The following is a 22,736-nucleotide window of genomic DNA, read 5'->3' as shown; positions in this document are numbered from 1 at the left end:
GGTGATGCTGAGGATGCGGTGCAACGGAGTTTCCCGACCGGCGAACGACGTGGAAAGCCCCCGGAAACGGGCGGATCACGGAGATTACCGAGCGGGAACGTCACGAAATGCATCCTTGTGCGGAGCGGCACGAGGGTCTTGGGTGGGACGAGTGTGCCGGCCCGGCCCACCGCAGAGGGGCCGGCGGCATGGTGGAATCTTCAGGAGGATCCCGACATGTCCGATTCGGTTGGTGGCTGTATCCGGCCACGTACCGCCGTCAGTGAGGCCGAGGTCGAGGCGCTGGTCCGCGGCATCTGCTTCAAGACCGGTCCGCCCAGGCTCCTCGGCGTCGAGGTGGAATGGCTCGTCCACGAGCTGCGCGCGCCGCGGCTCCCCGTGTCACCCGAACGGCTCCACGCGGTGTACACCGCGCTGCGGGCCGTGCCCCTGAGGTCGGCGCTGACCGTCGAACCCGGCGGCCAGCTGGAGCTGAGTTCGCTCCCCGCCGCCTCGCTGACGGAGTGCGTCCGCTCCGTCTCCGCCGATCTCGACGCCGTCCGTGCCGTGCTGCGCGAGGACGGTCTCGCCCTGGTCGGCCTCGGCCACGATCCCTGGCACCCGCCGCGCCGCTACCTGCGGCAGCCGCGCTACGACGCCATGGAGTCCTGTCTCGACCGCACCGGCCCCGGTGGCCGCTTCATGATGTGTGCCTCCGCTTCGGTGCAGGTGTGCGTGGACGCCGGGCACGAGGAGCCGGGGCCGCTGGGTCACGTGCGCCGGTGGTGGCTGGCCCATCATCTGGGCGCGGTCCTGCTGGCGGCGTTCGCCAACTCCCCGCTGTCCGGCGGGCGCCCCACCGGCTGGCGGTCCACCCGGCAGCTGCGGTGGACGCAGATCGGCGCCGGACGCGCGGGCGGTCCCCCGCTGGACAGCGACCCGCGCGGCACCTGGGCGCGGCACGTGCTGGACGCCCCGGTGATGTGCGTGCGCCGAGACGGCGGCCCCTGGGACGTTCCGGAGGGCCTGACGCTGCGGGAGTGGACCCGCGAGCTGGTGCCCCGGCCGCCGACCCGGGAGGACCTCGACTACCACCTCACCACGCTCTTCCCGCCGGTGCGTCCCCGCGGCCACCTGGAGCTGCGGATGATCGACGCGCAGCCCGGGGACGACGGCTGGATCGTGCCGCTGGCGGTGACCGCCGCGCTGTTCGACGACCCCGAGGCCACCGAGACCGCCTACCGGGCCGTCAAGCCCCTGGCCGAGCGCACCCTCGGCCTGCCCGCGCCGCACAACCCGCTGTACGAGGACGCGGCCCGCGACGCCCTCAGCGATCCCGAGCTGTGCGAGGCCGCCGTCACGTGTTTCACCGCGGCACTCGCCGCGCTGCCCCGGCTCGGCGCGAGCACCGAGGTGACGGACGCCGTCGCCGCGTACCGGGAGCGCTACGTCCTGAGGGGGCGCTGCCCCGCCGACGATCTGCTGGACATGCCGGGCGGCGCGGACCGTGGCCCGCACGGGAGGGAGACCCGCTCATGACCGACCCCACTGACGCGACCACGACCACAACGCCGGAGGCCCTGCGCGAGCGGGCCCTGACCACGCTGGTCACCGCCCGCGAGCGCACCACGCTGCTCACCAGCTGTGTGGAGGGTCCCGACCTGACCGCCCAGGTGTCGCCGCTGATGTCCCCGCTGGTGTGGGACCTGGCGCACATCGGCAACCAGGAGGAGCAGTGGCTGCTGCGCGCGGTCGCCGGGCAGGAGGCGATACGCCCGGAGATCGACAGCCTGTACGACGCCTTCGAGCATCCGCGCTCCGAGCGGCCGAGCCTGCCCCTGCTGTCGCCCGCCGAGGCCCGCCGGTACGCGGCGGACGTGCGAGGGCGGGCGCTGGACGTGCTGGAGGCCACCGCGTTCGACGGGACGCGGCTGACGGAGGCGGGCTTCGCCTTCGGGATGATCGCCCAGCACGAGCAGCAGCACGACGAGACCATGCTGATCACGCACCAGCTGCGCAAGGGCCCGCAGGCCCTGACCGCGCCCGACCCGGGCCCCGTCCCGCTGTTCACCGGACCGGCCGAAGTCCTGGTGCCGGGCGGCCCGTTCGCCATGGGCACCTCGACCGAGCCGTGGGCTTTGGACAACGAACGCCCCGCGCACCGGCGCGAAGTGGCGCCGTACTTCATCGACACCGTCCCGGTGACCAACGGCGCCTACCGGGCGTTCATCGACGACGGCGGCTACGACGACCCGCGCTGGTGGACCCCCGAGGGCTGGGACCACATTCGCCGGCACGCCGTCACCGCCCCGCTGTTCTGGCGCCGGGACGGCGGGCAGTGGCTGCGGCGCCGCTTCGGGGTGACCGAGACGGTCCCGGCCGACGAGCCGGTGCTCCACGTGTGCTGGTACGAGGCCGACGCGTACGCCCGCTGGGCCGGGCGCCGGCTGCCCACCGAGGCCGAGTGGGAGAAGGCCGCCCGGTACGACCCGGCCGGGGACCGCGCCATGCGCTATCCCTGGGGCGACGCCGACCCGGGCCCGGAGCACGCCAACCTCGGGCAGCGGCACCTGCGTCCGGCGCCCGCGGGCAGCTACCCGGCCGGTGAGTCGCCGCTCGGTGTACGGCAGTTGATCGGCGACGTCTGGGAGTGGACGTCGAGCGACTTCGCCCCGTACCCGGGCTTCAGGGCGTTCCCGTACAAGGAGTACTCGGAGGTGTTCTTCGGCCCCGAGTACAAGGTGCTGCGCGGCGGTTCCTTCGCCGTGGACGCGGTGGCCTGCCGAGGCACGTTCCGCAACTGGGACTATCCGGTCCGGCGGCAGATCTTCTCCGGGTTCCGCACCGCCCGGTCGGCGTCGGGGGAGGCCGCCTGATGTGCCGGCACCTGGCCTACGTGGGCCCCGGGGAGCCGCTGGGCAGGCTCCTCGTCAGTCCGCCGCACGGTCTGTACCGCCAGTCGTGGGCGCCGCGGCACCAGCGGTACGGCACGGTCAACGCCGACGGGTTCGGCGTCGGCTGGTACGCCGAGGGCGACCCGGTGCCCGCCCGGTACCGGCGGGCCGGCCCGATCTGGGCGGACCAGTCCTTCGCCGACCTCGCCCGGGTGGTGCGGACCGGCGCGCTGCTCGCGGCCGTACGGGACGCGACGCTGTCCGGCGCCGACGCGGAGGCGGCCGCGGCCCCGTTCGCCGCGGGGGCCTGGCTGTTCAGCCACAACGGCGCGGTGGCGGGCTGGCCCGCTTCGCTGGCTCCGGTGGCCGCGACGCTGCCGCCCGGCGAGCTGCTGTCGCTGGAGGCGCGCAACGACTCGGCGCTCGTGTGGGCGTTGGTCCTGGCCCGGCTGCGGGCCGGGGACGACGAGGGCCGGGCGCTGGCCGAGACGGTGCTCGAGGTCGCCGCGGCGGCCCCGGCCTCCCGGCTCAACCTGCTCCTCACCAACGGCTCCACCGTCACCGCCACCACCTGGGGCGACACCCTGTGGTACCTGTCCCGCCCGGGCGGCGGCACGGTCGTCGCCTCCGAGCCGTACGACGACGACCCCCACTGGCAGGAGGTCCCCGACCGGACCCTGCTCACGGCGGGCCGCACGGACGTGCGGCTCACCCCGCTCAAGGCGCCGGGCGGGACCGCCGCCCCCGCCCTCGGCACGACCGACGCTTTCGTCTCTGCGAAGGAGCCCCGCACGTGAGCCAGTTCCGTCTGACCCGGACGCTGCCCGAGGACGCCACGGACGCCGCCCTGCGCGCCGACGTCCGGGCGGGCCTGACGGGCACGCCCAAGTGGCTGCCGCCGAAGTGGTTCTACGACGCGCGGGGCAGCGAGCTGTTCGAGGCGATCACCGCGCTGCCCGAGTACTACCCGACCCGGGCCGAGCGGGAGATCCTCGTCGACCGGGCGGGGGAGATCGCGGCGGCGACCGGCGCCCGCACCCTGGTGGAGCTGGGCTCCGGCTCCTCGGAGAAGACGCGGGTGCTGCTCGACGCGCTCACCGAGCGCAACGGGCTGCGCGGCTACGTGCCGGTCGACGTGAGCGAGAGCGCCCTCACCCAGGCCGGACAGGCGCTCGTCGCCGAGCGTCCCGGCCTCCAGGTGCACGCGCTGATCGCCGACTTCACGGGCGGGCTGACGCTGCCCGACACGCCGGGCCCCCGGCTGGTGGCGTTCCTCGGCGGCACCATCGGCAACCTGCTGCCCGGGGAACGCGCCGAGTTCCTGGCCTCCGTGCGCTCCCTGCTCTCCCCGGGCGACACCCTGTTGCTGGGCACGGACCTGGTCAAGGACGAAGGGGTGCTGGTCCGCGCCTACGACGACGCGGCCGGGGTGACGGCCGAGTTCAACAAGAACGTGCTGCTGGTGGTGAACCGCGAGCTGGAGGCCGACTTCGCACCCGCGGCCTTCGATCACGTGGCGCTGTGGAACGCCGAACGGGAGTGGATCGAGATGCGGCTGCGCTCGCGCGCCGCGCAGACCGTGAAGATCCAGGCGCTCGACCTGGCCGTGGACTTCGCGGACGGGGAGGAGTTGCGCACCGAGGTGTCCGCGAAGTTCCGGCGGGAGGGTGTGCGGGCCGAGCTGGCGGCGGCCGGGCTCGACCTGGCCCACTGGTGGACGGACGGCGAGGGCCGTTTCGCCCTGTCGCTGAGCGTGGCGCGCTGAGTCCGGGGCGCCGGGACCCGCCCCCCGGCGCCCGTCGGTCAGCGCGTGTTGACGTCCAGCAGTTCGGTGATGCGGTCGGAGGCCTTGCGGGCCTCCGACTTCGCTTTCGCCCCCTTGAGCACGTTCGTCATGTACTCCTTGATCGGGTTGTCCGCCTCGACCGCGCCCCACCGGGGCGTACCGGGGGTCGCCCGGCCCTGTGCGGCACCGGTCGCCATGGCCTCGATCCCCTCCTCGCCGGAGACGTCCTCGGCGAGCGACTTCTTGTTGGGGACGTAGTTCATGGTGCGGGCCAGGTCGGTGTTCCACTTGGTGCTCACGAGCGCCTCGACCACGGCACGGGCGCCGTCCTCCTGGTCGGTGTTCTTCGGGACGACGAGGTCGGACCCGCCGGTGAAGACCGCGCCGGGCTTGTCGGCGCTCTTGCCGGGCACGGGGAAGAAGCCGATCCTGCCCTTGAGTTCGGGGTTCTCGCGCAGGATGGACTGGGCCTGGCCGGGCACCGCGATGATCTGCGCGACCTGTCCCTTCGCGAAGACCCCGGCCTGCGGGGGGTGTTCCTCGTCGGCGTCGACCGGGCCGTCGCCCAGGGCCTGCAGTTCGCGGTAGAAGTCCATGCCGCGCAGGGCCGCCGCGGAGTCCAGGGCGCCCGTCCAGACGCCGCCCTCGCCGTCCTGGGTGGCGAGTTCGCCGCCCTCGTCCCAGATGAATCCGGAGAGCGTGTACCAGTCCTGGCCGGCCAGGTAGATGCCCTGGTCGCCGTTCTTGTCGAGCTTCTCCGTGGCGGTGAGCCACTCCTCGCGGGTGCGGGGCGGCTCGTTGATGCCGGCCTGCTCGAAGAGGTCCTTGCGGTAGATGACGACGCGGTTGGCGGCGTACCAGGGGATGCCGAACTGCTGGGACATCCACTGCCCCGGTTCGGCGAGGCCCGGCAGCCAGTCGCGGATGCCCCAGTCGCGCATCGACTCCAGGGTCAGATCCTGCAGCCGGCCGCCCTCCGCGTACTGCGGGACCTGGGTGTTGCCGACCTCGACGACGTCGGGGCCGTCCGTGCCGTCGGCCTTCAGCGCGGCCTGCACCTTGTCTCCGATCCCGGTCCACTCCTGGATGCGGATGTCCAGGTCGAGGTCGGGGTGGTCGGCCTCGAAGCCCTCGGTGAACCGCTTCAGGAAGTCCTGCGAGGCGCTGTCCTTCATCAGCCACACGGTGACGGTGTGCCGCTCGTTCCCGCCGTCCTGCGAGATCAGGCCGCAGCCGCTGAGCACGGTGGCGGACACACAGACAAGGGCGAGCAGGCGACGTCTCACGAGGGGTCCTTCTGACTGACGAACAGAGGGCGCGGGCAGGTGTGTCCTGCACACGCGAAGGGAGACCCGACGTGGGGGACGAGCCCGAGGCTCGAACGGGTGTCTGGGATTTTGGTATGGACCATTACAAAGGTCAAGGGGAGGTACCGGGGGTATCCACCCCGAACGCCGATGCCTCGCGCTCCGTCCCGTCTTGGGGCACGGTGGAGTGACGCAGGGCACACCGCTGCCCCGTGGAAGGGAGTACCGCATGTCGAACCACACCTACCGGGTCACCGAGGTCGTCGGCACCTCGCCCGACGGCGTCGACCAGGCCGTCCGCAACGCCATCACGCGCGCCTCGCAGACCCTGCGCAAGCTGGACTGGTTCGAGGTGACGCAGGTGCGCGGCCAGATCGAGGACGGGCAGGTCGCGCACTGGCAGGTCGGCCTCAAGCTCGGCTTCCGCCTGGAGGAGTCCGACTGACGGCCCCGAAGCCCCCTTCGGCGGCCACGTCCCTCAGGTGCGGCCCTCGCGCTCCTGCGCCACGCGCAGCTCGGCCGACCGGGCCGCCCAGCGCGCCCGGAGCACGGGGAATCCGGCCCGCTCGGCGTCGTCGCAGACCAACTCGTCGTCGTCCACCAGGACCCGGACCTCACGGGTCCGCGCGAGCCGCCGCAGGATCTCCAGCTTGGTGCGCCGGGCGGGCCTGCGGTCGGCGTTGCCCCGCATGTGCACGGCGCCGTCCGGCAACCCGTGCGCGGCCAGCCAGTCGAGCGTGTCGCGCCGGCAGCGCTCGGGCCGTCCGGTGAGGTAGACGATCTCGCACTCCTTCGCGCTCTCCCGCACCAGCGCGATGCCCTCCGTGAGCGGCGGATCGTGCGGCGCGGCGGCGAAGAAGGCGTCCCAGTCACGGGGCCTGCGCTCCAGGAACCGCTGCCGGTGCGCGGTGTCGGCGAGGGTGTTGTCCAGGTCGAACACGGCCACCGGGGGTCTGCTGCTGTCGCTCACCCGCCCACCCTAGAGCGCGCCGCGGGGGCGGGACCGGGAATCTGTGCGGCCTGCGGGCGTTGAACAGGATGTGACCCCTGTACTCGCCGCCACCCGCTTCTCCGTCCTCGACCGCTCCCGCATCCGGGCGGGCCGCAGTGCCGGGGAGGCACTGCGCGACACCGTGCGGCTGGCCCGGGAGGCGGAGCGGCTCGGCTACCACCGGTTCTGGGTGGCGGAGCACCACGGCGTGCCCGGAGTGGCCGGATCGGCACCGACCGTGCTCGCGTCCGCCGTGGCCGGGGCCACGAGCCGTATCCGCGTCGGCACCGGGGGCGTGATGCTGCCCAACCACCGGCCGCTGGTGGTCGCCGAGCAGTTCGGCGTGCTGGAGTCGCTCTTCCCCGGCCGGATCGACATGGGGCTGGGCCGCTCGGTGGGCTTCACCGACGGCGTCCGCAGGGCGCTGGGCCGGGAGAAGGACGACGCCGAGGACTTCGAGGCGCAACTGGCCGAACTGCTCGGCTGGTTCCGCGGGACCTCGCCCACCGGCGTGCACGCGCGCCCCGCGGAGGGGCTGACCGTACCGCCGTTCGTGCTCGCCATGGGCGAGGGCGCGGCCGTCGCCGCCCGTGCGGGCCTGCCGATGGTCATCGGGGACCTGCGCGACCGGGACCGGATGCGCCGCGGCATCGACCGCTACCGCGCCGCGTTCCGCCCCTCCGAGTGGAGCCAGGAGCCGTACGTCGTCGTCTCCGGCACCGTCGCGGTGGCCGCCACGCCCGAGGCGGCCCGGCGGCTCCTGGTCCCGGAGGCGTGGTCCATGGCCGAGGCCCGCACGCGCGGCTCCTTCCCGGCGCTGCCGACGGCCGAGGAGGTCGAGGCCCGGTCCATGACCGGCAAGGAGCGCGACCTGTACGAGGCGGGCCTCGCCGGCCACATCACCGGCACCGAGGAGCAGGTCGCCGACGAGCTGGAGACGCTGGTGAAAGAGACGGGCGCGCAGGAGGTGCTGGTCACCACCAGCACGTACGACCGTGCCGCGCTGCTCGACTCCTACCGGCGGCTCGCCCGTGTCACCGGTACGGGGCCGCTCGGCGCCCCGGCGTAGAATCGCGGGGTTTGTCCCACCCACCGTACGGAGCCACCCGCGATGCACAGCCCCCACGACCCGTACGTGCGCGTGCGCGACGCCCGCGAGCACAACCTCAAGGGCGTCGACGTGGACGTCCCCCGCGACGTGGTGGCGGTGTTCACGGGCGTCTCCGGATCGGGGAAGTCGTCGCTGGCCTTCGGGACGGTCTACGCGGAGGCGCAGCGCCGCTACTTCGAGTCGGTCGCGCCCTACGCCCGGCGGTTGATCCACCAGGTCGGCGCACCCAAGGTCGGCGGGATCACCGGGCTGCCGCCCGCCGTGTCGCTCCAGCAGCGGCGGGCGACGCCGACCTCCCGCTCCTCGGTGGGGACGGTCACCAACCTCTCCAACTCCCTGCGGATGCTCTTCTCCCGCGCCGGCGCGTACCCGCCGGGCGCCGAGCGGCTGGACTCCGACGCGTTCTCGCCGAACACGGCGGCCGGGGCCTGCCCGGAGTGCCACGGACTCGGCCGGGTGCACCGCACGACCGAGGAGCTGCTGGTCCCGGATCCGTCGCTGTCCGTCCGGGACGGGGCGATCGCCGCGTGGCCGGGCGCGTGGCAGGGCAAGAACCTTCGGGACGTGCTCGACGCGCTCGGGTACGACGTGGACCGGCCCTGGCGGGAGCTGTCCGCCGAAGCGCGGGAGTGGATCCTGTTCACCGACGAGCAGCCGGTGGTCACGGTCCACCCGGTGCGGGACGCGGGACGCATCCAGCGGCCGTACCAGGGCACGTACATGAGCGCCCGGCGCTACGTGCTGAAGACGTTCGCGGACTCGAAGAGCGCCACGCTGCGGGCCAAGGCGGAGCGCTTCCTGACCAGCGCGCCCTGCCCGGTGTGCGGCGGCGGCAGGCTGCGGGCCGAGGCGCTCGCGGTGACCGTCGGCGGCCGCAGCGTCGCCGAGCTGGCCGCGCTGCCGCTCGCCGAGCTGCCCGGCCTGCTGCCGACGGAGGGCGAGACGGCCAGGGTGCTGACCGAGGACCTCACGTCCCGGATCGCGCCCGTCGTGGAGCTGGGGCTCGGCTATCTGAGTCTGGATCGGCCCACCCCCACTCTGTCGGCGGGCGAGTTGCAGCGGCTGCGCCTGGCGACCCAGCTGCGCTCCGGGCTGTTCGGCGTCGTGTACGTCCTCGACGAGCCCTCCGCGGGTCTGCACCCGGCCGACACGGAGGCGCTCCTGACGGTGCTTGAACGGCTGAAGGCGGCCGGCAACTCGGTGTTCGTGGTGGAGCACCACCTCGGTGTGATGCGGGGCGCCGACTGGATCGTGGACGTCGGTCCGCTGGCCGGGGAGCACGGCGGGCAGGTGCTGTACAGCGGCCCGGTCGACGGGCTCGCCGAGGTCGCCGGGTCCGCCACCGCCCGTCACCTGTTCGACCGCTCCCCCGCACCGGCCCGCGAGCCGCGCACCCCGCGCGGCACGGTCACGGTGGGTCCGGTGACCCGGCACAACCTGCGCGGGGTGACCGCGCGGTTCCCGCTCGGGGTGCTGACCGCGGTGACGGGTGTGTCCGGCTCGGGGAAGTCGACGCTGGTCGGCGAGGTCACGGAGGACCTCGCGGGGGTGGACCGGCTGGTCTCGGTCGACCAGCGGCCGATCGGCCGCACCCCGCGCTCCAACCTGGCCACCTACACGGGCCTGTTCGACGTCGTGCGCAAGGTCTTCGCCGCCACCGACCGCGCGCGGGAGCGTGGTTACGGCGTGGGCCGGTTCTCCTTCAACGTGCCGGGCGGGCGCTGCGAGACCTGCCAGGGCGAGGGTTTCGTCAGCGTCGAGCTGCTGTTCCTGCCGAGCACGTACGCGCCGTGCCCGGACTGCGGCGGGGCCCGCTACAACCCGGAGACCCTCGAAGTGGCCCACCGGGGGCGGAACATCGCCGAGGTGCTGGACCTGACGGTGGAGGGCGCGGCGGAGTTCTTCGCGGACACGCCGGTGGTGGCCCGCGCCCTGGCCGCCCTGCTGGACGTCGGTCTGGGCTACCTGCGGCTCGGCCAGCCCGCGACCGAACTGTCCGGCGGCGAGGCGCAGCGCATCAAGCTCGCCGGTGAGCTTCAGCGGGGCCGCCGTGGCCACACCCTGTACCTGCTCGACGAGCCCACGACCGGTCTGCACCCGGCCGACGTCGAGGTGCTGATGCGCCAGCTGCACGGTCTGGTGGACGCCGGGCACACGGTGGTCGTGGTCGAGCACGACATGAGCGTGGTGGCAGGGGCCGACCACGTGATCGACCTGGGGCCGGGCGGCGGGGACGCGGGCGGCCGGATCGTCGCCGCGGGGTCGCCGGCCGAGGTGGCGCACGCCCGGGAGAGTGCCACCGCGCCCTATCTGGCGCGGGCCCTGGACGGCGGGAAGCGCCGGTGAAGTCCGTTCACCGGCGCACGGTCCCGCGCTGACGACGGGGGACGGTCACTCGCGGCCCCGCCGCTTGCCGCCCCGGCCCGTCTCGTCCTCCGTGAAGGACTCGGTCTCGGCCTCGATGCGCTCCTTGCGGACCTGGCCGCGCACCGTCTCGTTCTCCGTGTGCTCCTCCGTGGTCATCCGGACCCGCTCCACCGGCACCGTCTCCGTCTCCACGACGGGGCGTTCCGCGTGCAGCGTGACCTCGTGCTCGGCCTCGCTGATCTCCGGCCCGGCCAGGGCCTCGCCACGGTTGGCGTCCGTGATGGGCTCGCGCACCACGCGCACTTCCTCGTGGGTCACCGGAACGGTCTGCTGGACCTCTTCCGTGACCACGTACTTGCGCAGCCTGGCCCGGCCCGACTCGTGCCGTTCGACACCGACGTGCATCTGCTCCTCGGAGCGGGTCATGGCCTCGTCGCCGCGCATGCCCTCGCGTTCCTTGGCGCCCTTGCGGCCGGTCATGCCGCCCGCGGTCCCGGCGGTGCCGCGCATGTCCTTCCCGCCGGCCTCGCCGGTCCGGCCTGCCATGCCCGCGGCACCCGCCGCTCCGGCGGCTCCCGCGGCTCCGGCAGCGCCCGCCGTGCCCGGTCCCGCGGCGAAGCGGCCGTCGTCGGTGCGCTCGGCCTCGGACAGCACGCTGTCCCAGTTGATGCCGTAGTAGTCGTAGAGCCGGTGCTCCTCGGTCTCCGACAGATGGCCGCCCGCGTCGACGTCGACAGAGGGCGCGCCCTTGACCTGGTCCTTGCCGTAGGGAACCTCGAGGTGGTCCTGCACCAGTGCGGCGTCCCGGATGGGCACGAAGGACTCGGTGGAGCCGAACATGCCCGTCTTGACGCTCACCCACTCGGGGCGCCCGGTCATGTCGTCGAAGAAGACATGCTTCGCGTCGCCGATCTTGTTGCCGTCACCGTCGTAGACCGGTTGGTCCAGGACGTTGGCGATCTCTTCACGGGTGATCATCTGCCATCACCCTCCTTTCGAGTGCCTGCCTTCCGGTTGTCCGCATCCGGCGGTATGGAAACGGCACAAACCTCACAAAGCACACATACTTTTCGAAGGTGCTTTCCCCTGGTCACCGTGGACCGCGTGCTCGGTGGCCCGGGCCAGGGCGCGGCGGTCACGGTGGCGGCCGGGTGGTACGAGCGGCCTCACCTCCACCTCGGCGGTCAGTCCGCGCGCCGACGCCACCCGCCACAGGGAGGCGAGCAGCGTGTCCACGCCGACGAACGCGGGCGTCGTGCTCACCGCTCCCTCCCCGGCCCGGTAGCGGATCCGGACCGGCTGGACCGGCACCCCGGCGTCCAGGGCGGCCTGGAAGACCGCCCGGCGGAAGGTTCCGTGGGCCCGTCCGCACCAGGTGCTGCCCTCGGGGAAGGCGGCCACCGCGGCGCCCCCGCGCAGGGCCCGCGCGATCGCGTCGACCGTGCCCGGCAGGGCCCGCGGCCGGTCCCGTTCGATGAACAGCACTCCGGCGCGCGCCGTCGGCCCGCCCACCACCGGCCAGCGCCGGATGTCGCTCTTGGCCAGCATCCTCGCGGGGCGTACGGCGGCCAGCAGCGGGATGTCGAGCCAGGAGACGTGGTTGGCGACGAGGAGCAGCCCGCCGCCGGGGACGGCGGCCCCCGTGACGCGGACTTGGACGCCCGCGGCCCGCACCACCCACCGGCACCAGCGCCGCACCAGGACCGCGGGCAGCCTGCGCCGCAGGCCGGAGGGGGCCAGCACGACGGCGATCCCGGCGAGGAGCAGCACGGCGACCGCGGTGAGGCGCAGCACGGCGCGCGGTACGGCCGCCGCGGCCCGGGACCGTTCCACGCACGCGGCGGGGGTGCAGGGTGCGAGGGGCAGCCAGCCGCTCATCAGGCCGGGGCCAGCGAGAGGAAGTGCCGCAGGTAGCGCGGGTCGACCCGGTTCATCGGCAGCAGCACGTACAGGTCCGCGACGCCGAAGTCCACGTCGTGCGCGGGTTCCCCGCAGACCCAGGCGCCCAGCCGGAGGTAGCCGCGCAGCAGTGCCGGCAGCTCGGGGCGGGCGGCGGGCGCCGCCGGGCGCGGGACCCACGGCAGCAGCGGCCGTACCCGGTACTCCTCGGGCGCCAGGTGCTTGGTCCGCACCCGGTCCCAGGCACCGGCGGCGAGGGCCCCGCCGTCGGCGAGGGGGAGCGAGCAGCAACCGGCCAGCCACGCGTGGCCGCGGTCGGTCATGTAGCGGGCTATGCCTGCCCAGACGAGTCCGATGACGGCGCCGTCCCGGTGGTCGGGGTGCACACAGGACCGGCCGACCTCGACCAGGGAGGGCCGGATCGCGTCCAGGGACGTGAGGTCGAACTCGCTCTCCGCGTACAGCCGTCCGGCGACCGCCGCGCGCTCCGGCGGCAGCAGCCGGTAGGTTCCGACGACCTGCCCGGTCGTCTCCTCGCGCACGAGCAGGTGGTCGCAGTAGGCGTCGAAGGGGTCGACGTCGTACCCGGGCTGCGGGCTCGCCAGCAGCGCGCCCATCTCCCCGGCGAACACGTCGTGCCGCAGCCGCTGCGCGGCCCGCACGTCGTCCTCGTCGCGGGCGAGGGCGACGGTGTAGCGGCGGGGAGCGGCGGGCTTCGGGGGACGGTCAGCGGTCAGTACGCCGGTCATGGGTGCTCTCCTGGTCGTGAGAACGGGGTCGTGGGGACGGCTCGTCCCAGTTCTTCCGACGCCGGCTGTACTGCACATGACGACTGCCGGGAGCGCGGATGTGCGCTTCCTGAATGCCGGGAGCGCATGCGAGACGGGGCCGGGAGGAGCACCTCTCCCGGCCCCGCCCGTCCGCACCTGACGGCGAACGTCCTGAGGGCTACTTCTTGGCCACCTTGCGCGTGGCCCGCAGCCACTCCTTGTTCATGCTGGTGATGGACACCAGGGGAATGCCCTTCGGGCACGCCGTCGCGCACTCGCCGGTGAGCGTGCAGCCGCCGAAGCCCTCCGCGTCCATCTGCCCGACCATGTCCAGCACCCGCGTCTCCCGCTCGGGCGCGCCCTGCGGCAGGACGTTCAGGTGGTTCACCTTCGCGGAGGTGAACAGCATCGCCGCGCCGTTCGGGCACGCGGCGACGCACGCGCCGCAGCCGATGCACTCCGCGTGCTCGAAGGCGAGGTCGGCGTCCGGCTTCGGCACCGGCGTGGCGTGCGCCTCCGGCGCGGCACCGGTGGGCGCGGTGATGTAGCCGCCGGCCTGGATGATCCGGTCGAAGGCCGAGCGGTCGACGACCAGGTCCTTGACGACCGGGAAGGCGGAGGCCCGCCACGGCTCGATGTCGATGGTGTCGCCGTCCTGGAAGGACCGCATGTGCAGTTGGCAGGTGGTGGTGCGCTCGGGGCCGTGGGCGTCGCCGTTGATGACCAGTGAGCAGGCGCCGCAGATGCCCTCGCGGCAGTCGTGGTCGAAGGCGACCGGGTCCTCGCCCTTGAGGATGAGCTCCTCGTTGAGGGTGTCGAGCATCTCCAGGAAGGACATGTCGCTGGAGATTCCGTCCACCTGGTACGTGGACATGGCGCCGTCGGCGTCGGCGTTCTTCTGCCGCCAGACGCGCAGGGTGAGCTTCATGCGTAGCTCCGCTGGGTGGGGTGGACGTACTCGAAGACCAGGTCTTCCTTGTGCAGGGTGGGGGCGTCGCCGGTGCCGGTGAACTCCCAGGCGGCGGCGTAGCCGAACTCGTCGTCCCTGCGGGCCGCCTCGCCGTCGGGGGTCTGGGACTCCTCGCGGAAGTGGCCGCCGCAGGACTCGGCGCGGTGCAGTGCGTCGAGGCACATCAGCTCGGCGAGTTCCAGGTAGTCGACGATGCGGTTGGCCTTCTCCAGCGACTGGTTGAACTCCTCGCCGGTGCCGGGCACCTTGATGCGCCGCCAGAACTCCTCGCGGATCTGCGGGATGCGCTCCAGGGCCTTGCGCAGGCCGGAGTCGGTGCGGGCCATGCCGCAGAACTCCCACATCAGCTCGCCCAGTTCCCGGTGGAAGGAGTCCGGGGTGCGGTCGCCGTCCACGGACAGCAGCAGGTTGAGCCGGTCCTCGGTCTCGGCCAGCACCTCCTGCACCACCGGGTGGTCGTCGTCCACATCGTCCTTGTGGGGGGTGCGGGCGAGGTAGTCGTTGATGGTGGCCGGCAGCACGAAGTAGCCGTCGGCCAGGCCCTGCATCAGCGCGGAGGCGCCGAGCCGGTTGGCGCCGTGGTCGGAGAAGTTGGCCTCGCCGATCGCGAACAGGCCGGGGACGGTGGTCTGGAGGTCGTAGTCGACCCACAGTCCGCCCATCGTGTAGTGCACGGCGGGGTAGATCCGCATGGGCACCCGGTACGGGTCCTCGTCGGTGATCCGCTGGTACATGTCGAAGAGGTTGCCGTACTTGGCCTCGACGGCCTTGCGCCCCATGCGCTTGATCGCGTCGGCGAAGTCCAGGTAGACGCCCTGGCCGCCGGGGCCCACTCCCCTGCCCTCGTCGCAGACGTTCTTCGCGGCGCGGGAGGCGATGTCACGCGGGACCAGGTTGCCGAAGGACGGGTAGATGCGCTCCAGGTAGTAGTCGCGCTCGTCCTCGGGGATCTTGTTGGCGGGACGGTCGTCGCCCTTGGCCTTCGGCACCCAGATCCGGCCGTCGTTGCGCAGCGACTCGCTCATCAGGGTCAGCTTGGACTGGTGGTCGCCGGTGCGCGGGATGCAGGTCGGGTGGATCTGCGTGAAGCAGGGGTTGGCGAAGTAGGCACCGCGCCGGTGCGCCCGCCAGATCGCGGTCGCGTTGGAGTTCATGGCGTTGGTGGAGAGGTAGAAAACGTTGCCGTAGCCGCCGCTGGCCAGGACGACGGCGTCCGCGTAGTAGGTGTCGATCTTCCCGGTGATCAGGTCCCGGGCGACGATGCCGCGGGCCCGGCCGTCCACCACGATCAGGTCGAGCATCTCGGTGCGGGCGTGCATCTCGATGTTCCCGGCCGCGATCTGCCGGCTGAGCGCCTGGTAGGCGCCGAGCAGCAGCTGCTGGCCCGTCTGCCCGCGGGCGTAGAAGGTGCGGGAGACCTGCACACCGCCGAAGGAGCGGGTGTCGAGCAGACCGCCGTACTCGCGGGCGAAGGGCACACCCTGCGCCACGCACTGGTCGATGATCTCGATCGAGATCTGCGCCAGCCGGTGCACGTTGGACTCGCGGGACCGGAAGTCGCCGCCCTTGACGGTGTCGTAGAACAGGCGGTGGATCGAGTCGCCGTCGTTGCGGTAGTTCTTCGCCGCGTTGATGCCGCCCTGCGCGGCGATGGAGTGGGCCCGGCGCGGGGAGTCCTGGTAGCAGAACTGGACGACGTGGTAGCCCTGTTCGGCCAGCGTCGCGCCCGCGGAGCCGCCCGCGAGGCCGGTGCCGACGACGATGACGGTCTTGCCGCGCCGGTTGGCGGGGTTGACCAGCTTCGCCTCGAAACGGCGCGTGTCCCAGCGCTCGTTGACGGGTCCGGCGGGGGCCTTGGTGTCGGCGACCGGCGCTCCGGTCGTGTAGTCGGCGTAGGTTGTCATGTCAGCTCACCACTCCGGTCATGACGCCCACGGGTACGGCGATGAAACCGATCGTGAGCAGCAGCGCGAGGACGTTCGCGGTCGTCTTCAGGGCGCGGTCGCGGGTGCGGCTGCCGGCGCCGAGGGTCTGGGCGGCGCTCCAGAAGCCGTGCCGGATGTGCAGTCCGAGGGCGAGCATCGCGACGATGTAGATGACGTTGCCGTACCAGGTGGAGAAGGTGTCCACGACGTTCTGGTAGGGCTTGCCGGTCTCGAAGCCGCCCGAGTGCACGGTGCCGGTGGTCAGGTCGAGGATGTGCCAGACGATGAACAGGCCGAGGATGATCCCGCCCCAGCGCATGGTGCGCGTCGCGTAGCTGGAACGGGCCTTCTTGTGCACGTACTTGCTGGGCCGCGCCCTGATGTCGCGGCGGCTGAGCTGGTACGCGGAGACGGCGTGGGCGACGACGGCGACCACCAGCACGACGCGGATCAGCCAGAGCGTCCACTCGTAGTGCATGAACGGCTCGCCGACCGTGCGCAGCCAGTGGGCGTAGTGGTTGAACTCCTCGACCCCGAAGTAGATCTTCAGGTTCCCGATCATGTGGGCGACCAGGTAGAGCAGCATGACGAGACCGCTGACCGCCATCACTGTCTTCTTGCCGACGGTCGAGTCCCACACGGTGCGCGCCATGGACGGCCGTCGGTCCGTCCGCGTTGCCAGAGCCATGTCACAGGACGTTACGGGGCCGGTACCTCATCGGTCCAAGACATGGAACGCCTGGTTTCCATAGGGCTTGCCTATCGAGGCCGTATGCTCAGGATATGCAGTTGCAACAGCTCCAGTACTTCGTGGCGGTCGCCGAGACCCGGCATTTCACCCGGGCCGCCGAGGTGGTCCACGTGGCGCAGCCCTCGCTGTCGCAGCAGATCAAGGCGCTGGAGCGGGAGCTGGGCGCCGACCTGTTCCTGCGGGCCCGCGGGAACATCACCCTCACCGACGCCGGGGAGGCGCTGCTGCCGCTGGCCCGGCGCATCCTGGCCGACGCGGACACCGCCCGGCACGAGGTGCTGGAGCTGGCGCAGCTGCGCCGGGGCCGGGTCAGGCTGGGCGCCACCCCGAGCCTGTGCACCGGCCTGCTCCCGGACGTGCTGCGCGCCTTCCACGACCGCTATCCCGGCATCCAGCTCCTGATCGAGGAGGGCGGCTCGCACGACCTGGTGCGGGAGCTGGCGCGCGGCGCGCTGGACCTCGCCCTGGTCGTGCTGCCGCTGCCCACCGCCTCACCGGCGCTGACCACGGTGGAGCTGCTGCGCGAGGACCTGGTGGTGGTGTCCTCCCCGGAGTCGCCCCGGCCGGGCGGCGGGCGCCGTGCCGTGCGCATCACCGACCTGGAGGGCGAGCGCCTGGTGATGTTCCGGCACGGCTACGACCTGCGGGAGCTGACCGTGGCCGCGTGCCGCTCGGCCGGGTTCGAGCCGGACTTCGCCGTGGAGGGCGGGGAGATGGACGCGGTGCTGGGCTTCGTGCGGGCCGGGCTCGGCATGGCGGTCGTCCCGCGGATGGTGGCCGCCCGCTCCGGGCGCGGACTGCGGGTGACCCCGCTGGCCCGGCCCGGTCTGCACCGGACCATCGCCCTGGCCCACCGCAGCGACGTGGCTCCGCCGCGGGCGGCGCGGGAGCTGCAGCGGATGCTGCTGGAGCGATGACGGTCCCGGACCGTCCCGAACCGTCCTGAACCGTCCTGGACCGTCCTGGACCGTCAGGCGAGCGTGGCCGGCCTGAGGACCTCCTCGCACCAGCGGCGGAAGCTCGTGGGCGCGGTGTCCGGGGTGCTGGGCTCGGCCGCGCCGTAGAAGCCCTGGGCGTCCATCGCCGAGGCCATGTCGGCCAGGCCCTGCGCCCCGCCCTCGCTCGCCCCGAACCTCAGGGCGGAGGCCTTGTACGCCTCCGGGGTGGTCTCCCGTACCCGTACCGGACGACCCAGCACGTCGGACAGCACCTCGGCCATGCCCTCCGGGGTGAGGTCGTCGGGGCCGACGAGCGGGACGTCGGCGCGGCCGGTCCAGGAGTCGTCGAGGAGCAGGCGGGCGGCCGTGGCGGCGATGTCGGCGGTGGCGCAGGTGCGCAGGACGCGGTCGGCGGCGTACGCCATGCGGAACTCGCCCGTGTCGCGCAGCGCGGCCGCCTGCCCGAGCAGGTTCTCCATCAGGAAGGGCGGGCACAGCGCCCGGTAGTGCACGCCGGTGGCCGCGATCCGGTCGTCCATGGCGAGCGAGGCGGAGATCGGTCCAGCGTCCTTGGCCACGCCGCGTCCCAGGCTGGAGACGGCGACGACCCGTGCGAGGCCCTGCCGCGCGACCGCCTCGCACAGCGGCAGCGTGAACTCGCGGAAGTGGCCCTCGACGCTGTCGGCGCCGGGCGCGGGCGGCACCAGCCAGAACACCTGGTCGGCACCGTCGCAGGCCGCGCCCAGGACCTCGGGGTCGGCGTGCGAGCCCCGGAAAACCTGGGCGCGCTCCCGGGCCCGTGCGGTGAGCCGGCCGGGATCGCGGGCGATGACGCGCAGGGCGGTCCCGTCGTCCCGGGCGTCGAGGCCGTCCAGGACGTTGTCGAGGACCTGTCGGCCGATGCCGCCGGTCGGGGTGGTGATGACGATCACGAGCACAACTCCGGTTCGGGGAGGGAGAAGAGAGGGGTGCGCGCGGGGCGGGGAGGCCTGCTGCCGTTCGCTCTCCGGCGCTTTCCCATCCTGTTCGCGGGGCGGCCGGAACTGAAGGACCGATCGGGTCCCGCTTGTTACCCTGAGGGCAATACCGGGCGGCATCGGAGGAGGTGGGCATGGAGTCGCGTCCCCTGCGCTACTTCGTGGCGGTCGCCGAGGAGCTCAACTTCGCGCGCGCCGCCGAGCGGCTGGGCATCTCTCCGCCGCCCCTGTCCCGGGCGATCCGCCGCCTGGAGACGGAGCTGGGCGTCACCCTGTTCGTGCGGACCACCCACAGTGTCACCCGGACCCCGGCCGGGGACGTGCTGCTCGCCGAGGCGCGCGTCGCGCTGGACGCCCTGGAGGCCGCCGGGCGGCGGGCCATACGGGCGGCCGAGGGGCCGAAGCTGGTGCTGGCCGTGAAGGCCGACGGGGACGCGGGCCTGCTGGAGCCGATCCTCGCCCGCTACACGTCGGAGCCGGGGTCCGTGCCGGTCGCCGTCCGGCTGTGCGGGTGGCAGGAGCAGCCGCGGCTGCTGCGCGCCGGCGAGGCGGACGTCGCCCTGGTCCACGCGCCGTTCGACGGGACCGGCCTCGACACCGAGACACTGGCCGCCGAACCGCGCGTCGCCGTCCTCGCCGCGGACCACCCGCTCGCCGCCCGCGACCGGCTGGAGCTGGCCGACCTGGGTCTCGACGCGGGCAGCGTGGAACGGCACATCGACGAGGCGCGGCGCGGCCACGACGACCTGGCCCAGGTACTCACGGCCGTCTCCCTCGGCAAGGTCGTCACCCTGCTTCCCGCGTCGGTGACCGACCGCTACCCACGCCCGGGCGTCGCCTACCGTCCGGTCCTGGACGCCCCGCCGGTCGTCCTGTCCCTCGCCTGGCCCCGGCAGTCGCGCTCGACGGCGACCGCGGCCCTGGTCCGCGTGGCCACGGAGATCGCCGAGACGGCCCGTGACGGAGCCTGAGCCGAGCCGCCCGTCACAGGCCGTGAGCCGGGCAGTGGCCCCGCTCAGCCCGTCGCGTCGACCAGGGCCAGTTCGTGCAGCCGTTCCGGTGGGCCCGGGCGGGCGTAGTACCAGCCCTGGGCCGTGTCGCAGCCCAGTATGCGCAGTTGCTCGGCCTGGGCGCCGGTCTCCACACCCTCCACGGTGACCGCGAGGTCCAGGCTGTGGGCCAGGGCGACGATCCCCTCGACGATCTTCAGGTCGACGGGGTCGGCCGGGAACTGCTGCATGCTCTGCGTGAACGAGCGGTCCAGCTTGAGGACGCTCACCGGCAGCCGGCGCAGGTTGGCGAGGTTGGAGTAGCCGGTGCCGAAGTCGTCCAGGGCGATGTCGACGCCCATCTCGGCCAGTCGGCGCAGCGGTTTCAGCAGGTCGTCGTCCGCGCCGATCAGCGCCGACTCGGTGACCTCCAGGCACAGCGCGTCGGGCGCGACGCCGGTCCGCTCCAGGATCTCCACGGTGTCCTGGACCAGGCCGGGATGGGTGAGCTGGCAGGGCGAGAGGTTGACGTTGATGCGCAGCGGGCCCGCGGCGCCGCCCTCGCCGTACCGCTCCCGCCAGAGGCGAGCCTGTCGCACGGACTGCTCCAGGACCCAGCGGCCCAGCGGCACGATCAGCCCGGTGTGCTCCGCGAGCGGGATGAACCGGTCCGGGCCGAGCACCCCGTGCTGCGGGTGCAACCAGCGCACCAGCGCCTCGGCGCCGCGCACACTGCCGTCGCCGAGGTGGACCAGCGGCTGGTACTCGATGAAGAACTCGCCCCGCTCCAGGGCCGCGGGCAGCGCCGTGGTCAGCCCGTGCCGGGTGATGACGCGGGCGTCGGCCTCCGGGTCGGCCAGCTCGAAGCGGTTGCCGCCCGCCGACTTGGCCCGGTACATGGTGATGTCGGCGCTGCGCAGCACCTCGGCCGGGCTGCGCTCCCCCGCCGGGCCCTCGACGATGCCGATACTCCCGCGCACGGTCAGTTCCCGGCCGTCGACGCTGACCGGGGCGAGCAGCGCGTTCATGATGCGGCCGGCCAGCTCGTCGACCTCGCGGCGGGTGTCCGGACCGGTGGTCAGCGCCACGAACTCGTCGCCGCCCAGCCGGGCCACCATCTCGCCGGGCGCGGTGGCGCAGGCCTGGAGGCGGTCGGCGACCTCCACGAGCAGCCGGTCGCCGGCCGCGTGGCCGAGGCTGTCGTTGACGGTCTTGAAGCCGTCGAGGTCGAGGTAGCACAGGCCGAAGCGCTGGCCCGGACCGGCGTTCAGGGCCTTCTCCAGGCGTTCGAAGAAGAAGCTGCGGTTGGGCAGGCCGGTGAGCGCGTCGTGCGTGGCCTCGTAGCGCAGCCGGAGGTTGAGCAGCCGCCGCTCGGTGGTGTCCTCCATCAGCGCGAGCTGGTACTGCGGGGTGCCGTCGGCGTCGCGCAGCAGGGAGACCGTGAGGTTGGTCCACAGGACCGTCCCGTCGGGCCGGTAGAAGGCCTTCTCCACGTGGTAGTGCTCGCGCTCGCCGCGCACCAGCTCGTCGTAGAGCCGCCAGGTCTGCGGCGCGTCGTCGGGGTGCGTCCACTCGGTGGCCCGGCGGCCGCCCAGCGTGGGGTCGGCGATGCCGAACATGCGCATCAACGCCTCGTTGACCTGGAGGACGTTGCCGTCCAGGTCGGCGATGCCGATGCCTATGGCGGCGCCCTCGAAGACCGCGCGGAAGCGGGCCTCGCTGGCGTGCAGGGCCTCGGCCACCACGCCCTGCGCCTTCAGGGCGGCCTGCGCGATGGCCTCCTGCTCGGCGAGGGTACGAGCCCGCAGCGCCCCGGCGAACCCGGCCGCCATCGCGTGCTGGAGCCGCGCCGAACGGGCCCGCAGGTCCTCCGGGTCGCCGTCCTCGCCGCAGTAGAGCACCAAGTAGGCGTCGACGCAGTCCAGCGTCCGGGAGAGCGCCTCCGGGTCGGTGCAGTGGGAGTCGACGAGGGCGGCGCCGACCGCCCTGGCCTCCTCCGCGTCGAAGCTCCGGGCGCGCAGCACGTCGCTCAGCCGGCGGGCCAGCGGCAGCAGTTCCGCCTCGAACTCGGGCCGGGTGGACGACGTCGAGGTCACCGGGAACACGGCCCGGCTCCAGATCGTCGCGAACCGCCGCAGCCTGTCCTCCGGCCCGTCCGGCTCGGCGCTCACGCCGTACGCCCCACGCCGGCGAACCCGGAGAACGCGTACGGGTCCTCTTCCTCCGGCTCCCCCTCCGGCCTCCAGCGCGGCATCGGAACCAGTCCGGGTTCCACCATGTCGTACCCCTCGAAGAACCGCGCGATGTCGTCGCGCGAACGCATGATCAGCGGATTGCGGATGTCCTTGTACACGTCCACCGCGCCCCCGGCCCGCTCGGCGGGCAGCGGGACGCCCTCGTACGAGGCGTGCGTGAGGACGAGCAGGCTGCCGGGCGCGAGCGCGTCGCTCAGCTCGGCCACCGCAGCGTACGGGTCGTCCTCGTCTTCCACGAAGTGCAGTATGGCAACCAGCAGCAGGGCGACCGGCCGATTCAGGTCGATCAGCCGCTCCACCTGGGGACTGGCCAGGATCTCCCGCGGCTTGAGCAGGTCCCCGGCCACGACGTCCGCGTCGTCGTGGTCCGCCAGGACGGCCTCGCTGTGCGCGACCGCCACCGGGTCGTGGTCCACGTACACCACACGGGAGCCGGGGCGGCTGCGTCCGGCCACCTCGTGGACGTTGCCGAAGGTGGGGATGCCGGAGCCGATGTCGAGGAACTGGTCGATGCCCTGGCCGGCCGCGAAGCGCACGGCGCGGCGCATGAACGCCCGGTTCGCCTGCATGATCTTGGGGAGCCCCGGCATGAACTCCATGGCCCTGCGGGCCGCTTCGCGGTCCACCTCGAAGTTGTGCGAACCGCCCAGGTAGAAGTCGTAGATCCGGGACACGCTGGGCACCGAGATGTCGATGCTGCGAGGGGCCCAGGCGGGACGCTCCATCTAGCTCTCCAAGGCATAGGCGGTCCGGTGTTCGAGCTGAGGCTACTGATCGCCCGCCAAAGGGGCGAGCCCAAACGGAAATTGACCGTCCGTTCCCGGTCA

Annotated in this window: 20 protein-coding genes; 9 read left to right on the top strand and 11 right to left on the bottom strand. The window is 72.9% G+C overall.

The genetic code is table 11. The features are described 5' to 3' along the window. Positions 1–216: 216 nt before the first annotated feature. From egtA to egtD, 4 genes are read left to right on the top strand one after another with little or no spacing between them, the layout of a single operon-like run. Positions 217–1,518 carry an ergothioneine biosynthesis glutamate--cysteine ligase EgtA gene (gene egtA, locus ACFYZ3_RS09700; RefSeq protein ID WP_388515059.1) on the top strand — a complete coding sequence of 434 codons (1,302 nt, stop codon included), beginning with the start codon at positions 217–219 and terminating at the stop codon, positions 1,516–1,518. Then, entirely contained in the window at positions 1,515–2,855 is a 1,341-nt protein-coding gene (gene egtB / locus ACFYZ3_RS09695) for an ergothioneine biosynthesis protein EgtB (RefSeq protein WP_388515058.1), read from the top strand. Before egtA ends, egtB begins: the two co-directional genes overlap by 4 nt. After that, positions 2,855–3,670, top strand: a complete 816-nt coding sequence (gene egtC, locus ACFYZ3_RS09690) for an ergothioneine biosynthesis protein EgtC (RefSeq protein WP_388515057.1) — start codon at positions 2,855–2,857, stop codon at positions 3,668–3,670. The genes egtB and egtC overlap by 1 nt, the downstream gene beginning before the upstream one ends. Beyond that, complete coding sequence (gene egtD / locus ACFYZ3_RS09685) at positions 3,667–4,638, top strand: L-histidine N(alpha)-methyltransferase (protein ID WP_388515056.1); 972 nt, start codon at positions 3,667–3,669, stop codon at positions 4,636–4,638. The genes egtC and egtD overlap by 4 nt, the downstream gene beginning before the upstream one ends. 38 nt (positions 4,639–4,676) lie before the next feature. Here the strand turns inward: egtD and ACFYZ3_RS09680 are convergent, their stop codons facing one another. Next, on the bottom strand, positions 4,677–5,945 hold the full coding sequence (locus tag ACFYZ3_RS09680; RefSeq protein WP_388515055.1) for an extracellular solute-binding protein: 1,269 nt from the start codon (positions 5,943–5,945) through the stop codon (positions 4,677–4,679). Between the two features lie 250 nt (positions 5,946–6,195). On the opposite strand from ACFYZ3_RS09680, the gene ACFYZ3_RS09675 reads away from it, so the two are divergent. Then, positions 6,196–6,411, top strand: a complete 216-nt coding sequence (locus ACFYZ3_RS09675; RefSeq protein WP_030399431.1) for a dodecin — start codon at positions 6,196–6,198, stop codon at positions 6,409–6,411. Between the two features lie 33 nt (positions 6,412–6,444). Here ACFYZ3_RS09675 and ACFYZ3_RS09670 read toward each other — a convergent pair whose 3' ends face one another. Next, positions 6,445–6,936 carry a hypothetical protein gene (locus ACFYZ3_RS09670; protein WP_388515054.1) on the bottom strand — a complete coding sequence of 164 codons (492 nt, stop codon included), beginning with the start codon at positions 6,934–6,936 and terminating at the stop codon, positions 6,445–6,447. 70 nt (positions 6,937–7,006) lie between these two features. Here ACFYZ3_RS09670 and ACFYZ3_RS09665 point away from each other — a divergent pair, with 70 nt between their 5' ends. Continuing rightward, the gene (locus ACFYZ3_RS09665) at positions 7,007–8,026 is read left to right on the top strand and encodes an LLM class flavin-dependent oxidoreductase (RefSeq protein ID WP_388515053.1); all 1,020 of its coding nucleotides are present in this window, start codon (positions 7,007–7,009) and stop codon (positions 8,024–8,026) included. A gap of 42 nt (positions 8,027–8,068) precedes the next feature. Continuing rightward, complete coding sequence (locus ACFYZ3_RS09660; RefSeq protein WP_388515052.1) at positions 8,069–10,414, top strand: ATP-binding cassette domain-containing protein; 2,346 nt, start codon at positions 8,069–8,071, stop codon at positions 10,412–10,414. A 45-nt stretch (positions 10,415–10,459) separates the two neighbouring features. Here ACFYZ3_RS09660 and ACFYZ3_RS09655 read toward each other — a convergent pair whose 3' ends face one another. The 6 genes from ACFYZ3_RS09655 to ACFYZ3_RS09630 form a co-directional block, all read right to left on the bottom strand. Beyond that, positions 10,460–11,413 carry a DUF2382 domain-containing protein gene (locus ACFYZ3_RS09655; RefSeq protein ID WP_388515051.1) on the bottom strand — a complete coding sequence of 318 codons (954 nt, stop codon included), beginning with the start codon at positions 11,411–11,413 and terminating at the stop codon, positions 10,460–10,462. Positions 11,414–11,485: 72 nt separating this feature from the next. After that, positions 11,486–12,313, bottom strand: coding sequence for a lysophospholipid acyltransferase family protein (locus tag ACFYZ3_RS09650; protein ID WP_388515050.1), 828 nt, complete (start codon positions 12,311–12,313; stop codon positions 11,486–11,488). After that, positions 12,313–13,083 (bottom strand): GNAT family N-acetyltransferase, encoded by a 771-nt coding sequence (locus ACFYZ3_RS09645; RefSeq protein ID WP_388515049.1) that lies wholly within the window; start codon positions 13,081–13,083, stop codon positions 12,313–12,315. The genes ACFYZ3_RS09650 and ACFYZ3_RS09645 overlap by 1 nt, the downstream gene beginning before the upstream one ends. Before the next feature lie 199 nt (positions 13,084–13,282). Continuing rightward, positions 13,283–14,032, bottom strand: coding sequence for a succinate dehydrogenase/fumarate reductase iron-sulfur subunit (locus ACFYZ3_RS09640; protein WP_189748290.1), 750 nt, complete (start codon positions 14,030–14,032; stop codon positions 13,283–13,285). Next, a complete protein-coding gene (locus ACFYZ3_RS09635; RefSeq protein ID WP_388515048.1) occupies positions 14,029–15,978 on the bottom strand; it encodes a fumarate reductase/succinate dehydrogenase flavoprotein subunit in 1,950 nt (649 codons plus the stop codon). Before ACFYZ3_RS09635 ends, ACFYZ3_RS09640 begins: the two co-directional genes overlap by 4 nt. A 1-nt stretch (position 15,979) precedes the next feature. Further along, on the bottom strand, positions 15,980–16,651 hold the full coding sequence (locus ACFYZ3_RS09630; protein ID WP_361015328.1) for a succinate dehydrogenase: 672 nt from the start codon (positions 16,649–16,651) through the stop codon (positions 15,980–15,982). A gap of 131 nt (positions 16,652–16,782) precedes the next feature. Here ACFYZ3_RS09630 and ACFYZ3_RS09625 point away from each other — a divergent pair, with 131 nt between their 5' ends. Beyond that, the gene (locus tag ACFYZ3_RS09625; protein ID WP_052842528.1) at positions 16,783–17,667 is read left to right on the top strand and encodes a LysR family transcriptional regulator; all 885 of its coding nucleotides are present in this window, start codon (positions 16,783–16,785) and stop codon (positions 17,665–17,667) included. Positions 17,668–17,720: 53 nt separating this feature from the next. On the opposite strand, the gene ACFYZ3_RS09620 is transcribed toward ACFYZ3_RS09625, so the two are convergent. Beyond that, positions 17,721–18,620, bottom strand: a complete 900-nt coding sequence (locus tag ACFYZ3_RS09620) for an NAD(P)H-binding protein (protein ID WP_388515047.1) — start codon at positions 18,618–18,620, stop codon at positions 17,721–17,723. Positions 18,621–18,799: 179 nt separating this feature from the next. Between ACFYZ3_RS09620 and ACFYZ3_RS09615 the strand changes: the two genes are divergently transcribed. Next, positions 18,800–19,636: a LysR family transcriptional regulator gene (locus tag ACFYZ3_RS09615; protein WP_388515046.1), complete on the top strand. Its 837-nt coding sequence runs from the start codon at positions 18,800–18,802 to the stop codon at positions 19,634–19,636. Positions 19,637–19,680: 44 nt separating this feature from the next. Here ACFYZ3_RS09615 and rmdA read toward each other — a convergent pair whose 3' ends face one another. Together rmdA and ACFYZ3_RS09605 are read right to left on the bottom strand one after the other, a co-directional pair. Beyond that, entirely contained in the window at positions 19,681–21,825 is a 2,145-nt protein-coding gene (gene rmdA, locus ACFYZ3_RS09610) for a cyclic Di-GMP phosphodiesterase RmdA (protein ID WP_388515045.1), read from the bottom strand. Continuing rightward, positions 21,822–22,634, bottom strand: coding sequence for an SAM-dependent methyltransferase (locus ACFYZ3_RS09605; RefSeq protein WP_388515044.1), 813 nt, complete (start codon positions 22,632–22,634; stop codon positions 21,822–21,824). Before ACFYZ3_RS09605 ends, rmdA begins: the two co-directional genes overlap by 4 nt. Positions 22,635–22,736: the final 102 nt, after the last annotated feature.

Source organism: Streptomyces sp. NPDC001599, assembly GCF_042893535.1.
GTDB lineage: Bacteria > Actinomycetota > Actinomycetes > Streptomycetales > Streptomycetaceae > Streptomyces.
The sequence above is the reverse complement of the archived record's forward strand: the minus strand, read 5'-3'. Positions and strand labels throughout refer to the sequence as shown.